Raw genomic sequence first — 15306 nt, forward strand, 5'->3', positions numbered from 1 at the left:
CCATCATAGTTCAAAATCCATTTAGCCATTATCTTGGGTTATATTTTTTACAAAACTATAAATAAGGGATTTATGGGAGAATTGAATGTTGAAAAATTGAGGAACAATCCTCTTAAGGCCAGATATATTAAACATTTGTTGGCAGACATTGTGGCCTTGGAACAAATACTGGATAAAAAGATGTTCGAACGAAGTCCAATTAGGATCGGGGCCGAACAGGAATTCTGTTTGGTCGACGAATCATGGCAGCCATCCAATAAGGCCTTGGAAGTTCTTGAAAATATAGATGATCCCCATTTCACCACTGAATTGGCCCTTTATAACCTGGAAATTAATTTGGATCCCATTCCATTATCCGGGAATTGCTTTTCAGAAATGCATTTGCAGCTGGACCATTTATTGGCTATGGCCAATAAGGTTGCAGAGGAATCCGCTACTAAAATTATATTGTGTGGTATTTTGCCCACCATTTCAAAAAGGCATCTGAATATTGAATATTTGACTCCTATTCCCCGATATAAGATTTTGAACGATGTTATTAAGGAAATAAGAAATAATGATATAGAAATTCATGTAAAAGGGGTAGATGAGTTGAATATCCGCCATGACTCCGTGCTGTTCGAAGGATGCAATACCAGTTTTCAGTCGCATCTGCAGATAGACCCATATGATTTTGAGGATACCTATAATTGGTCCCAGGCCATTGCAGGGCCCATTCTGTCCATTTGTACCAACTCCCCAATGCTCTTTGGCCGGGAATTGTGGGAGGAGACCAGAATTGCCTTATTTACGCAAAGTGTAGATACCAGGGCCAGTAATTTTCTTTTGAATGAAAGTGAACCTCGGGTGAACTTCGGAAATAGTTGGGCAAAAGGAACAGTGGTGGATTATTTTAAAGATTCCATAACCGGATTTAGGAGCTTACTTACTTCCGATACCGATGTGGATAGTTTAAACGAATTGAAACAGGGAAAAATGCCCAAGTTAAAGGCGCTGTCGCTCCATAACGGAACAGTGTATGCTTGGAACCGTGTCTGCTATGGTATTACCAATGGCAGGCCCCATATTAGAATTGAGAACAGATATATACCATCCGGACCCACTACCGAGGACGAAATTGCCAATATGATGCTATGGGTGGGAGCAATGATGGGAAGGCCTAAAAAGTTTAATGCCATTCATACCAAGATGGATTTTAGGGATGCGAAAAGTAATTTTTTCAATGCTGCCAGATATGGTATGGCTGCTCAATTTTATTGGGATGGACAACTAATCTCCAGCCAACAATTATTGTTGGATCATTTCTTGCCAATCGCCTTTAAGGGATTGTACAGTATGGGGGTAGCACCAAAAGATGCAGAGCATTACTTAAAAATTATTGAGAAGAGGATTGCCACTAACAACGGTTCACGATGGACGATTCAAAGTTATAGAAAACTGAGAAAGGAGTTTAAGCTTTCAGATGCCCTGAGCATATTAACGGCCAAAATGTACCAAGGTCAACAAAAGGGATATTCCGTAGATGCATGGCAATTGCCAAGGGGTGATGAATTTGTAATTGACAAAAACGAGAGAAAGGTGTACCAAATTATGAGCGTACGAACCATTACTGCTCAGGATAGTGATAGTTCGGAATTGGTGTTGAAAATGATGCAGTGGAAAAATATTCACCATATACCCATTCTAAATGACGATTTGGATTTGGTTGGATTATTGACTTGGACCGATCTTAAAGAGTATTTGAAGAATCCGGACAAGTTTATCGGACCTGTAAAGGATATTATGAAAACAGAACTGATTACTATAACCGAGGAGGAAAGCATGAACAGGGCAAAGGCCTTAATGGAATCGAAAGGTATAAATTGTCTGCCAGTGGTACACGGAAAGAAATTGGTAGGTATTATTACAACCAATGACATATGATAACAACGGAAAACCAAATAGGCAAGAGCCGAACCATTGGTCATTTAAAAGGCGGTAAAAATGGCCCTACAATGATATTCTTTGGGGGTATTCATGGCAATGAACCTTCAGGTGAGAAGGCAATACAAGAAGTTTTCCTGAAAATTGAGAAAGAAAAAATACCTGTAAATGGTAACATTTATGGTATTCGGGGCAATGTTGCGGCACTCTTGGCCAGGGAAAGATTTTTGGATCGGGACCTTAACAGATTATGGACCGATGAAAAGATTGAAAAAATTAAAGCCAAAGCCGAAAATGAACTTCTTAACGAGGACAAGGAGTTGTTATCCATTCACCAAGTCTTATCGGCTATCCTAAAAACAGCATCCGGGCCTTTTTACTTTATAGATTTCCATACTACTTCCAGCAAGACCCTTCCGTTTATTACCATTAATGATGCCTTGATCAACCGGAAATTTTCAAAGCTTTTTCCTGTCCCTATAATTTTGGGGATAGAAGAGTATTTAGAGGGCCCTCTACTTAGTTTTATAAACGAACAGGGCTACTTGTCCGTTGGTTTTGAATCTGGCCAGCATACCGCAAGGGAAGCGGTAGATAACAGTATAGCATTTATGTGGTTGGCCCTTGTCTATGGTGGAGCACTTAAAAGTAAAGATGTTAATGGGTTTGAAGGACATTATCTTCAACTTCAAAATTCGGCAAAGGAGAACGCCAGCTTTTTCGAGATAATTTATAGACATCCTATAGGAACTGGGGATAAATTTGATATGTTGCCCGGATTCAAAAGTTTTGATGTCGTAAACAAAGGAAAAATATTGGCCGAACACAACGATAAAGCGGTATTGGCGCAGCAAAAATCGAGCATTTTTATGCCTTTGTACCAAAGCCAGGGAGAGGATGGGTATTTTTTAATTCGTAAGACGCCTAAGTTCGCCTTGTGGTTATCCGTCCTATTGAGAAAAATAAGAATGCCCGCTTTGTTACCAATTTTGCCTGGGGTTTCGTGGGTAGATAAGGAAAAGGGTACTTTATTGGTGAACGAAAGAACTGCCAGATTTATGGCAAAACCTCTTTTCCACCTGCTGGGGTATAGGAATAGGGTAATCAATAAAAGTGAAATTTTAATGACCAGTAGGGAAGCCACTGCCAAGAACAGGATGTATAGTGGCACATGGTGGTATCAAAATAAAAAATCCGTTTAAGATAGCCATTGTCTGCCATCTTAAACGGATTTAAACATTTAATGTTTTTTACTCTTGGGCCTGCCAAACATTGTTTTCTTCATTTACATCTGCCATAAGTTGGGATGGGTCCAATACAATGGCCTTAACGTTAGTGAGCTCCTTATCCAAGATAAAGTCGTAGTTGGAATATGCCCAGGGCCAATCTTGCAATACGGTTCTTTTTAAATTAGGATATGGATTCTCTTTTTCGCCATGCATCATACGCAAGGGAGCATAAAATGTTTCTTGGGTACCATCATTGTAAAGTACCAAAATGTCTATGGGCATGGGCATAAGACCAATTCGTTCCAAGCTTACCTTGGTTTTTTGTCCCTCTGCCTCAACGGCCTTAATACCGTAATCTATGGTATTGGTCGTTTGGGTCCAATCTGTAAGGTACCAGTCCAACTCCATCCCCGAGACCTTTTCGGCGGTTCTTTTTATATCGTTAGGGGTTGGGTGTTTAAATTTAAAGTCCTGATAATATTTCCTTAGGGTTTCCATAAGCTTATCCTGGCCTATGATATAGCCTAATTGCGATAGGAAAATGGCTCCTTTGCTATAGGCAGCAACCCCATAGGCAAAATTTAGCTCATATCTATCGGAATGGGTGGTTTGGGGCTGTTCTTTGCCGGAAGCCACCAAATTATAATATCCTTGATAGGAACCTGCAAAGGGATTTTCCTTGTTTTGGTCCATGATCTGGTCCATGCACAGGCTGGAGATAAAGGAGGTAAAGCCTTCATCCATCCATTCGTGTTTGGATTCGTTGCTCGCCAGTACATGTTGGAACCAGGAATGTGCCATTTCATGCACCATAACTCCTACCAGGCTTCCAAAATTTCTACCCCCGGTGATAAGGGTACTCATGGCGTATTCCATGCCACCATCGCCTCCTTGTATCACCGAGTATTGATCATAGGGATAATCACCAATATTATTATTGAAGAACTGCATGGCCTCGGCCGTTTTTGGCTGAAGTTTTCTCCAATTTTCTACAATTTCCTTATCGTTTTTATAGAAAAAATGGAGCATTGGTCCATTTTCTACCTTTAAGGTATCGTGAAGGTAATCTGGATCGGCAGCCCACATAAAATCGTGGACCATTGGGGCTTTAAAATGCCAAGTAAGGGTTTTGCCCTTGGTCTTTTTTATTTTTGTTCCAGGGGTTTCATAACCATGACCTATTTCTTCCGGGTTCTGTAAATATCCAGTTCCCCCTACCACATATTTCTTGTCCAGGGTAAGTTTAACATCAAAATCGCCCCATACTCCATGAAATTCACGGGCAATATAAGGATCTGCGTGCCAGCCTTCAAAATCGTATTCCGCCAATTTTGGGTACCACTGACTCATGGATAGCGCAACCCCTTCACTGCTGTTTCTACCACTTCGTCTTATTTGTAAAGGTATTTGCCCATTAAAGGTCATTTCAAAGGTGGTTTTTCCACCAGCGGGAATGGGTTTATTTAATTCAACAACCAAAATTGTACCTTCTTCCACATAGGAAACGGCTTGGTTGTCCTGCGTTAGGGAAGTAACCCTAAGATATCCTATTTCTTCGGGGCTAAGGCTTGCAATCCTACTTTTTCCGTCTGCCATCATTCTACCGTCCGGATCAGCAATACTTTGTAAACGCATGTCCATTTCACTGCCAGGTTGAAAAGCATTGAAAAAAAGATGGTAATACACTCTGCTGAGTTCATCCGGGGAGTTATTGGTATAGACCAATTTTTGGGTTCCCTTGTATTGATAATTGTCAACGTCGACGTTTACATCCATGGAATAATCCACATGCTGTTGCCAATAGGAAGTATTGTTTTGTGCTTCCAATTGTGCTGTTAAGCTGAAAATGGCAATCACTAAACCAAAAAAAAGTCCTTTGTTATGTCTCATACCTTCAATTTGAATAATCTATTTTTTAAAGTTCAAAGGCAGCCTACGTTTTTAGGCTGTGCCATGAGTCTTATTTATCCATTATAGTTTTATTTTCCCTTTGGACACAGCATCTGCCATAACTAAGGCATTGTATGCGTTGACCATTTTACCGGATTTTGAGATTTTTTGAAAATCCATTGCCTTAGAGGCATCACCATCTACCACTACTTTGGATTTGGTAGTAAGTCCGGAATTCAACAATATTGCCTTTACTTGGGAAGCTGATAATTTGGGATAAAAAGATCTTACAAGGGCAGCGACTCCTGCAACAGCAGGTGCGGCCATGGAAGTACCTCCCTGAAAATCGTATTCATTGTTGGGCATTGTGGAATAGATATCGTCACCAGGAGCAAAAACATCTACGTTTATAAGGCCATAATTGGAAAATGAGGCCACCATTTCGGAACCATATTTGCTTGTCAAAGCCCCCACGGTAATCACATTATCTGCCATCTCAGGTCCGTTATTGATTTGATCGTTGGGGAAATTTGGGTTATTTGGGTCATCAAGATCTTCGCCGGAGTTTCCTGCTGCATGTACAAAAAGAACATCATTTTCCGCTGCATATTTAATGGCGTCATAAACCCACTCGGCATTTGGAGAATAGGCTTTTCCAAAACTTCCATTAATAATTTTGGCTCCGTTATCCACGGCATATCGTATTCCCAAAGCAATATCCTTATCGTATTCATCTCCATTGGGTACGGCCCTGATACTCATAATTTCTACATTGTCCGCAACCCCGTTAGCTCCAAGACCGTTATTTCTTTTTGCTGCAATAATACCGGCAACGTGGGTTCCATGACTTTCATCATCAACCCTGTTTTTTGGATTTCCGTTTCCGTAGCCCCTATCGTCAAAATTATAAGGATCGTCCCCTACCATTTTTCTACCATCAAAATCTACATTTAAATTATAGTTCAGTTGATCGGTAAAATGTTTAATGCCATCCTTAAGTTCTGAAATAACTTCTGGAATAGTATCCTTTATGCTCAACATTTGCATTAAAATACTAACGTTTCTCTGCATAGTCTCGTCATTGGATTTAATTTCGGTCAGGTCTTTTTTGTTATAGCTATCCTTCCCCAAAAGCTCCTTTACCTCTTCATCCGCATTTTGGACTGCTTGCAGTATTTGTTCGTACTGCCCTTTATTTTGAAGAGCTTTTTGATAATCTTTGTCCAGGTCGCTTTTGGCCTTGGCCTGAAGGGAGGCATCCCCTAATTTTTTGGCCACAATTCTGGCCATTTCCAATTGCTCGTTGTAGGATTCCCCTAAAAAGTTGTAACCGTGTATATCGTCTACATAGCCATTATTGTCATCGTCTTTATTATTCCCGGCAATTTCTCCTTTGTTAGTCCAAAGGACATCCACCAAATCCTCATGGGTAAGGTCCATTCCTGAATCCAGCACAGCCACTATTACCTTTTCCCCTTTTTTATTCCCTATTATTTCGGAGTAGGCCTTGTCTACGCTCATCCCAGGAATGGTATCGGTAAGCAGGTCCGTGTGTCCCCAATTCTTTTTTTGAGCCTCGGTTAATTCCGATATTTTTAGGGGCAGGGTATCTATATTTTCAATTGGGGTGGAAACTAGCGCAGTACTACCACAGCCATAAAGTAAAATAGAGGCCGACACGGCCAAAATAGTTCTGTTCAATGTTAGTGTCATTTATTTATAGTGTTAGATTAGAATGTCTTAATTATTTGATTTCCAGGAAATTTTGCTGTGCAGCCATGGTCTGCCGTGTATAGGAGTTTACAATTGATCATATTATTCAAAAAGCTGGGCAAAGGTATGTATTTCTTTTAAACGTATTCCCTTGTCCGTTGTTTGTAGGGTACAGATTTGGTTGTGGGCATCGTGTTCCAAAAACAGATAGTAATTGTCTTTTACGGCCTTTTCCAAAAACAGCGTTTTTTCTGAAAGTGTTAATAGCGGCCTTGTATCATAGCCCATAACATAGGGCAGTGGTATATGACCTGCCGTGGGGAGTAGGTCCGCCGCAAAGACCAGGGTTTTGTCCTTATATTTAATATGGGGTATCATCTGTTTTTCCGTATGTCCGTCCACAAACAAAATGCCAAAATCCAATTCCGATTTTTCCGAGAAAGTCTTTTCCGTTCTTTCAACAAATCGCAACTGTCCACTTTCCTGCATGGGCATTAGGTTTTCTGTTAGAAAGGAAGCTTTTTCCCGTACATTGGGTTCCGTGGCCCATTGCCAATGGGTTTCGTTCGTCCAAAAAACGGCATTTTTAAAAGCGGGTTCGTAACCGGTTCTATCCTTGTTCCATTGAATACTTCCCCCACAATGGTCAAAATGTAAATGGGTCAGGAAAACATCTGTAATATCATCCCTGTGAAAGCCGTATTTTTTTAGGGATTTATCCAAGGAATGGTCTCCCCACCTATAGTAATACCCAAAGAATTTATCGGATTGTTTATTGCCCATCCCTGTATCTATTAGGGTAAGTCGATCGCCATTCTCGATTAATAGACACCTAGCGGCCATATCTATCATATTATTTGAATCTGCCGGATTGGTCCTGTTCCATATCGATTTTGGAACCACACCGAACATGGCTCCTCCATCCAACTTAAAATTTCCAGATTCAATAGGGTATAATTTCATAGATAACCTAGCGTAAAGAAGGTGCAAATTAACAAAAGCACTAGGGATATTTCTTGAAACTTGGTTTTATTAGAGGTTTTTTAACACTTTATCAGCAATTTATCTGTGGTGTTTAGCTACTGGAGGTAGACAACACTTTCCTTGGGTTTTATAATGTCTTTGTAATGAAATGGTCGTTTCAGGCCATTTTCATCGAGAATTAAAATGGGTAGGATATCCTTATTTTGGGCATTGTTTTTAAACCAATTTCTAGTGGAGATCTCCTTTTCCATTTTTTCGGTCTTTTCCTCAAAATTGTTCGTGGTAATTTTATAGGACCAAGGTACCATATCGGTTTTATTGGCAAACAAGGAAGAGGCATCCATGTGATCCAATAGATTTAGACCTACCCCATTTTCAACTGGGGAGACAAGTACTATTCTGTTCGGGATATAAAAGGAGTTGTAGGCCAATTGTGCGGAAAGAAGATTAATTTCACTATTGCCCGTTAGTGCTATAAAGGTATTTTTATTTAAGGCGTTTGCCTCTTCAAACGCGTCTTCCCTAAGTCCGTTTCCATAGATTGCTTTTACCCCCTGTGCATTGGCTTCGTTTACTAAATCCTTATTGTAGTCTATAAGGATTACTTCGTTCTGTTCGGCCAGTTGCTTGGCGATGTAAAGTCCCAAGGGATTTGCGCCTAATATCAGGTAACCATTTCGTGCGTCCTGTTTTACCAGTTTTCCGCGTTTTTTGAGCCAATTGGTGGTCCAAGTAAGGAACACCGGCACCGTAAGGGTAGTAGAAATGGCCATAAATACCAAAATTGAAAAAATTTCTTGTGAAATAATGTTCATTTGAAGGCCTATCCCTGCAATTATTATCTCTACAGCTCCCCTTCCGTTCATACCGGTACCAATAGTGAACCCTTCCCGCCAGCCGTAACCGCTGGGTAAATAAAAAAGTGTGGTCCCTAATATTTTTCCGACGACGGCACCTGTAATAACACATATCAAAAGGGCTAGGTCCGTCTGAAATACATCCAAAGTAACATGAAAGCCGGCTGTAACAAAAAAAATGGGAGCTAGAAAACCTATGGAGATATCATGAAAGACAGCTGAAACGTCCTTAAGAATATGCCTAGAAAACACACTATCCCTTATAAAGAGTCCGGCCATAAAGCTTCCCAAAATACCATGAAGTCCGGCAAGTTCGGCCAATTCTGAAAAACCCAACACCATAATAATTAAAATAGTAAAGAGTATTGTCCGGCTTGTTAGCTTGGCCTTGGTCAGTAATTTACCCAAAAGAGGAAATAAATAGATGCCGATTAACAGGGCAATGGAGAAAAAAAGAATTGCTTTCCCTGCCACCCAGGCCAGCCCTGCGGTATCAATACTTCCAGCTTCTACATAACCTATAATTCCAGCAAAAATAATAAGCGCCAAGGTGTCCGATATTAGGGCTCCGGCCATAAGCACATAGGCTATTCGTGTATCCAGAAGTTTAAGGTCTACAAGAATTCTGCTCTTGGTGGCCAGGGAAGTTACCCCAACAGCAATACCTACAAATAGTCCGGCAATTTGGGTGCCCCCAAAATGCAAAATGGTGTAATAACCAAGACCAAAAGGAACTACGAATCCACCAATGGCTGCAAGTAGACCTGCCCATGAGGCTTTCCCCAAATCCTTAAAGTTGATTTCCATGCCGATATAGGCCATAAGGAAGAGAATTCCCACTTCCGCCAAAATGTCCAAGTCAGCTGAAGTTTCCAATACGGCCAACAAAGCAGGACCAAAAATGATTCCAATTAAAAGCTCACCCAAAATGGAGGGGAAACCCATACGTTTGGCCAAAATCCCCCCAAGCCAGGCGGCAGCCAATACCATCAATAAGTTTACTATATTCAGTTCTACCATAGCAGAGAATTATTGGTGGGAAAACCGATGATAAAATACCTAAAAATTGGTTAATCCCAAAGAAACCAGGGACTTTATATTATTACCCCCAAAAGTCGGCTTTTTTACCTTATCCTTTAAAATAAATTGCCTATTCCAGATAGGGAAAACGGGTATTTTTTAATGAGGTGCCAAGGTTTTTTTTCCTTAGATGGATTTTTTCTATATTAAAACTTATCTTGCTTCAAATTTTTTTATGGTAGAACTAGCGGGAATAATTGTTCTTGGTATCATTGCACAGTGGGTGGCTTGGCGCTTTAAATTACCGGCCATTTTGCCCCTGATTCTTATAGGTTTATTGGTAGGACCTATATCTACTTTGTTTACAGAGGACGGCACAAAATTAATAAGGCCTATCTGGAATAAGACAGAGGGCTTGTTTTTAGGGGAGAGTCTTTATCATTTTGTATCCCTGGCTATAGGTGTTATTCTATTTGAGGGTGGCCTTACCCTGAAACGTTCCGAGGTAACCAGAGTAGGCCCTGTTATTACCAAGTTGATTACCTTGGGTAGTGCAGTTACCTTTTTTTTAGCAGGTACAGCCGCACATTTTATATTTGATTTGCCTTGGCAAATATCCTTTTTGTTCTCTGCTCTCATAATTGTTACAGGACCAACGGTGATTACCCCGATTCTTAGAAATATTCCTTTGAAAAAAGATCTATCGGCGGTACTGAAATGGGAGGGTATTTTGATAGATCCCATTGGTGCACTTGTGGCGGTATTGGTCTTTGAGTTTATCAGTATCGGCGAAGGCCAAGGGTATACCCAAACCGGTCTTTTGGAGTTTGTAAAGGTGTTGTTATTGGGTTTCACCTTTGGTTTCTCTTTTGCACATGCTTTGACCTTGGCCATTAAAAAGAATTACGTACCTCATTATTTGTTAAATGTGGTATCCTTATCCGTAGTGCTTTCGGTTTTTGTTATTTCCGAGCTTTTTGCACATGAATCCGGGTTACTCGCCGTGGTAGTTATGGGCATGGTCATGGGAAATACCCAGCTGCCCAATATTAAGGAGCTGCTCTATTTTAAGGAGTCCCTAAGTATACTTTTGATTTCCATGCTTTTCATTTTACTTTCGGCAAGTATGAATTTACCCGAACTGGAATTGTTGTACAGCCCTAATACGCTTATACTTTTTGCTATTGTAGTTTTTGTGGTAAGACCTTTGGGGGTATTTTTGAGTACCATGGGTTCCAATCTTAATTTTAGGGAAAAATTGTTTATTAGTTGGGTTGGTCCCAGGGGGATTGTTGCTGCAGGGATTGCCTCATTATTTGGTTCCAAATTAATTTTGAGGGGAGAACCTGGAGCGGAATATATTACACCATTGGTTTTTATGATCGTTTTGGGAACAGTACTTCTCAATGCTTCAACCGCAAGGTTCATGGCAAAATTACTTGGGGTATTCTTGGAAAAGTCCGAAGGCATTCTCATTATAGGTGCTTCCAAGGTGCCTAGATTAATAGCCAGTTATCTTAAGAAGAATAATAGGCATGTGGTATTGATAGATAATAACCAAAACAATATTGAAAAGGCCAAAAACCTTGGGCTGGAGGCCTTTGTAGCCAACATCTATTCCGATGCCCTGACGGACAATATAGAATTGAACGATGTTGGATATTTAATGGCATTGACGGGTAACTCGGACATTAATGAATACGCCATAGAAACTTTCAAGAAAGAATTCGGGGAACAGGGTTCATTTAGATTAGTGAATTCTGATGAGATGAACGACCCTGAAAATAATCCAATGGAGGGTCTTTTTTCGCATACCGATGATTTTATTACCTTGACCGAAGCCGCTAGAAGTAATCCTGTAATTCATGAAATAGAATTAAAGAGCAAGGAACATTATGAGGGCCTTATAGAAATTACCAAAGCGGATAAGGATATTGTTCCAATTTTTATTAAGACCTTGGATGGGGACTTAAAAATTATTTCTTCGTTTAGCAAAAATTTTGAAGACATTAAGGAAGGTAGTAAGTTGGTGTATCTTGGAAAGTTATTGGAGGCTGACAAGCATGATAAGAAACAGAAAATTTAAGTGGCCAGTTACAATACATGGGCGTGTAGCCCATATGGCCTTTCCAAAAATAATTGTTGAATAATACCAAATAGAAAGAATACTTTTAGTTTTAATTTAATCCATCTGTATTGAATCCACTTCTAGTTTTAGCGATCATTTCCATTTATTTTGTTTTGTTAATGACCATTTCCTATTTCACGTCAAGAAATAGAAGTGACGAGTCTTATTTTACCGGGGATCGGCAATCGCCTTGGTTCTTGGTGGCTTTTGGAATGGTGGGCGCCGGGCTTTCGGGAGTAACCTTTGTATCCCTTCCGGGAATGGTGGGCAATAATAATTTCTATTTCTACCAATTCATACTAGGGAATGTTGTGGGCTATCTTTTCATAACCTTTGTCCTGATTCCACTGTACTATAGATTAAGGCTGGTATCCATTTATGGCTATTTGGATCAGAGATATGGTGTAAAAACGTATAAGACAGGGTCGCTTTTCTTTTTGGTTTCACAGTCCTTTGGAGCTGCCCTGAGACTATTGTTGGCCTCAAAAATTCTTCAATTTGCACTATTTGATAAGCTGAATATTCCGTTTCCCATAACGGTAATCATCATCTTGCTTTTGGTTTGGTTGTATACCAATAAGTCGGGAATAAAGACCATTGTTTGGACAGATACCTTGCAAACGACCTTCTTGGTCCTTGGGGCCATAATTACGATCTATACCATTACCTCGTCCTTAAATCTGTCGTTTTCGGGAGCTATTCAACAGGTTACGGAGCATAAGTATTTTGAAGTGTTTAATTGGGAAAACAAATCGAGCAATAATTTTTTCAAACAGTTTATTGCCGGTATTCTTGTGGCCATTGCCATGATAGGATTGGATCAGAATATGATGCAGAAAACATTGACCTGTAAGAATCAATGGGACGCGCAAAAGAACACTTTGACCTACAGTTTAATTTTGGCCATAACCCAATTCTTGTTTTTGGGATTGGGCGTCCTATTATATATTTATGCAGAGAATAATGGCATTATTTTGGCCACGGGCGAGAACGGGGCACTTTTGGATACCGACAACCTGTTTCCCGATCTGGCACTGAACCACCTTGGCGTTTTTGCAGGGGTTAGTTTTTTGTTGGGAATCATTGCAGCATCATTTTCCAGTGTGGATTCATCCCTAACTGCACTAACCACTTCTTTTACCTATGATTTTCTGGATATCTCACATAAATCCAGTGCTGATAAAAAAAGACTTAAGAACTGGGTCCTACTTGGTTTTTCGGCAGTCCTATTTTTAATAATTATGCTTTTTGCAAACAGTAGGGGAGATGTGGTATCGCTTATATTCAAAGTGGCCGGGTATACCTATGGCCCGTTGCTGGGCCTGTACATGTTGGGGATGTTTACCAAGATTGCCGTTAAGGATAAATGGGTACCCCTTATTTGTGTGTTGGCTCCGGTACTTACCTATTTATTGAGTGTGTTCTTTGCCCAATCCTTTAATTTCGACTTTGGATTTATCAATATAGCCGTTAATGCCGGGCTTACTATTTTAGGATTGTTATTGGTAAAACGTAAGGCGGAAACCGCTTGATTTCCAAAGGCTAGGGCTATTGTTCACTATTTGGGGCATCGCCCCAGAATGTTTTGACCCCTTTATTGACCCTGTTATTGAAACAAGTACAATTCCTTTTTTGTTTAATCGTTTAGCTTAAGAACTGCCATAAATGCCTGTTGTGGTATTTCTACATTTCCAACCTGACGCATACGTTTTTTACCCTTCTTTTGTTTTTCCAACAATTTTCTCTTTCGCGAGATATCACCACCATAACATTTGGCGGTTACATCCTTTCTCAACGCCTTTATAGTTTCCCTGGAAATTATTTTGGCCCCTATTGCGGCTTGGATAGGAATATCAAATTGTTGTCTTGGAATCAGTTCGCGCAGCTTCTCGCACATTTTTTTTCCAATATTGGCAGCGTTGTCTGCATGTATTAAGGCAGACAGGGCATCTACAGGTTGTGCGTTGAGCAATATGTCTACCCTTACCAACTTGGAGGTTCGCATACCAATGGGTGCATAATCAAAGGAGGCATATCCTTTGGAAACCGTTTTTAACCTATCGTAAAAATCGAATACAATTTCTGCAAGGGGCATGTCAAAATTTAATTCCACCCTTTCTGTGGTCAAATAAGTTTGATTGGTAATCTGCCCTCTCTTATCAATACATAAGGACATAACATTCCCAACAAAATCGGCCTTGGTGATAATCGTTGCCTTAATGTACGGTTCCTCTACGTGATCTAGAGTTGATGGATCCGGTAGATCGGATGGATTATTGACGATAATAGGCACTTCTGGATTCTTACGGGTAAAGGCATGGTAGCTAACGTTTGGTACGGTGGTGATCACCGTCATGTCAAACTCCCGCTCCAAACGTTCTTGGATGATCTCCATGTGCAGCATTCCCAAGAAACCACAGCGAAACCCAAACCCAAGGGCAGCACTACTTTCCGGTGTAAATACTAAAGAAGCATCATTTAACTGCAACTTTTCCATAGAGGAGCGCAGTTCTTCATAATCTTCCGTATCAACAGGATAAATACCGGCAAATACCATGGGCTTAACATCTTCAAACCCCCCAATAGGGTTCTTTGTAGGGCTCGCAGCATCTGTAATGGTGTCCCCTACTTTTACTTCCCTGGCATCCTTTATTCCGGTAATGAGATAGCCAACATCTCCGGCTTTTATACTTTGTTTGGGGTGTTGTACCAGTTTTAGGGTACCCACCTCATCAGCGTAATAGTTTTTGTCCGTAGCGACAAATTTTATTTTTTGACCTTTTTTTATTTCCCCGTTAATAACCCTGAAATAGGTTTCAACCCCTCTGAACGGATTGTATACGGAATCGAATACCAAAGCCTGTAGGGATTCATCCGGATTGCCCTTTGGAGGCGGTATACGTTCTATAATGGCGGTCAAAATTTCTTGGATCCCAAGGCCCGATTTAGCACTTGCCGGGATAACGTCCTCTGGTTTACAACCCAATAAATCGACAATATCATCGGTAACTTCTTCGGGGTTGGCACTGGGAAGGTCTACTTTATTCAATACAGGAATAATTTCCAGATCGTTCTCCAAAGCCAAATATAGATTGGAAATGGTCTGTGCCTGGATGCTCTGTGCGGCATCTACTACCAATAAGGCACCCTCACAGGCCGCTATGGAACGCGATACTTCATAGGAAAAATCCACGTGTCCCGGAGTATCTATAAGATTAAGTATATATTTTTCGCCTTCATGCTCATAATCCATTTGAATGGCATGGCTCTTAATGGTGATCCCACGCTCGCGTTCAAGATCCATACTATCCAATAATTGGTCTTGCTTTTCCCGTTCCGTTACCGAACCAGTAAAGTCTAATAACCTATCGGCCAAAGTACTCTTGCCGTGATCAATATGTGCAATAATGCAGAAATTCCTAATGTTTTTCATTTATGCTGAATTTACCCGATCTGAATTTACCTTGTCAAAAATAATAGTTGCAAAAGGCATTTCAAGCTCCATTTTTCTATGATTTGTACTCCAATAAACCGTCGTACAAACCAAAGCAACTGCAAATAT

Annotated in this window: 9 protein-coding genes; 4 read left to right on the forward strand and 5 right to left on the reverse strand. The window is 40.4% G+C overall.

The window, feature by feature from the left end; genetic code table 11:
• Positions 1–72: 72 nt before the first annotated feature.
• Together MWU82_RS21535 and MWU82_RS21540 are read left to right on the forward strand one after the other, a co-directional pair.
• Complete coding sequence (locus MWU82_RS21535) at positions 73–1923, forward strand: CBS domain-containing protein (protein ID WP_247097864.1); 1851 nt, start codon at positions 73–75, stop codon at positions 1921–1923.
• Positions 1920–3125, forward strand: a complete 1206-nt coding sequence (locus MWU82_RS21540; protein WP_247097865.1) for a succinylglutamate desuccinylase/aspartoacylase family protein — start codon at positions 1920–1922, stop codon at positions 3123–3125. The genes MWU82_RS21535 and MWU82_RS21540 overlap by 4 nt, the downstream gene beginning before the upstream one ends.
• A gap of 48 nt (positions 3126–3173) precedes the next feature.
• On the opposite strand, the gene MWU82_RS21545 is transcribed toward MWU82_RS21540, so the two are convergent.
• From MWU82_RS21545 to MWU82_RS21560, 4 genes are all read right to left on the reverse strand, one after another.
• A complete protein-coding gene (locus MWU82_RS21545; RefSeq protein ID WP_247097866.1) occupies positions 3174–5042 on the reverse strand; it encodes a M1 family metallopeptidase in 1869 nt (622 codons plus the stop codon).
• An 81-nt stretch (positions 5043–5123) separates the two neighbouring features.
• Entirely contained in the window at positions 5124–6755 is a 1632-nt protein-coding gene (locus tag MWU82_RS21550; RefSeq protein WP_215949980.1) for a S8 family peptidase, read from the reverse strand.
• Between the two features lie 102 nt (positions 6756–6857).
• Positions 6858–7718 carry an MBL fold metallo-hydrolase gene (locus MWU82_RS21555; RefSeq protein ID WP_247097867.1) on the reverse strand — a complete coding sequence of 287 codons (861 nt, stop codon included), beginning with the start codon at positions 7716–7718 and terminating at the stop codon, positions 6858–6860.
• Between the two features lie 116 nt (positions 7719–7834).
• Positions 7835–9616, reverse strand: coding sequence for a cation:proton antiporter (locus MWU82_RS21560; RefSeq protein ID WP_247097868.1), 1782 nt, complete (start codon positions 9614–9616; stop codon positions 7835–7837).
• Between the two features lie 235 nt (positions 9617–9851).
• Between MWU82_RS21560 and MWU82_RS21565 the strand changes: the two genes are divergently transcribed.
• Together MWU82_RS21565 and MWU82_RS21570 are read left to right on the forward strand one after the other, a co-directional pair.
• Positions 9852–11702 carry a sodium:proton antiporter gene (locus MWU82_RS21565; RefSeq protein WP_215949983.1) on the forward strand — a complete coding sequence of 617 codons (1851 nt, stop codon included), beginning with the start codon at positions 9852–9854 and terminating at the stop codon, positions 11700–11702.
• 110 nt (positions 11703–11812) lie between these two features.
• Positions 11813–13276, forward strand: coding sequence for a sodium:solute symporter (locus MWU82_RS21570; protein WP_247097869.1), 1464 nt, complete (start codon positions 11813–11815; stop codon positions 13274–13276).
• A 104-nt stretch (positions 13277–13380) separates the two neighbouring features.
• Here MWU82_RS21570 and lepA read toward each other — a convergent pair whose 3' ends face one another.
• Entirely contained in the window at positions 13381–15177 is a 1797-nt protein-coding gene (gene lepA, locus MWU82_RS21575) for a translation elongation factor 4 (protein WP_215949985.1), read from the reverse strand.
• Positions 15178–15306 lie beyond the last annotated feature (129 nt).

Origin of the sequence: Arenibacter sp. S6351L, assembly GCF_023016025.1 — a bacterium.
GTDB classification, from domain to species: domain Bacteria; phylum Bacteroidota; class Bacteroidia; order Flavobacteriales; family Flavobacteriaceae; genus Arenibacter; species Arenibacter algicola_B.

Bases quoted from the DNA above. Each gene is read 5' to 3' on its own strand.
- MWU82_RS21550 (WP_215949980.1), bottom strand. From the start codon at position 6,755: ATGACACTAACATTGAACAGAACTATTTTGGCCGTGTCGGCCTCTATT.
- MWU82_RS21540 (WP_247097865.1), top strand. From the start codon at position 1,920: ATGATAACAACGGAAAACCAAATAGGCAAGAGCCGAACCATTGGTCAT.
- MWU82_RS21535 (WP_247097864.1), top strand. From the start codon at position 73: ATGGGAGAATTGAATGTTGAAAAATTGAGGAACAATCCTCTTAAGGCC.
- MWU82_RS21565 (WP_215949983.1), top strand. From the start codon at position 9,852: ATGGTAGAACTAGCGGGAATAATTGTTCTTGGTATCATTGCACAGTGG.
- MWU82_RS21555 (WP_247097867.1), bottom strand. From the start codon at position 7,718: ATGAAATTATACCCTATTGAATCTGGAAATTTTAAGTTGGATGGAGGA.
- MWU82_RS21560 (WP_247097868.1), bottom strand. From the start codon at position 9,616: ATGGTAGAACTGAATATAGTAAACTTATTGATGGTATTGGCTGCCGCC.
- MWU82_RS21545 (WP_247097866.1), bottom strand. From the start codon at position 5,042: ATGAGACATAACAAAGGACTTTTTTTTGGTTTAGTGATTGCCATTTTC.
- lepA (WP_215949985.1), bottom strand. From the start codon at position 15,177: ATGAAAAACATTAGGAATTTCTGCATTATTGCACATATTGATCACGGC.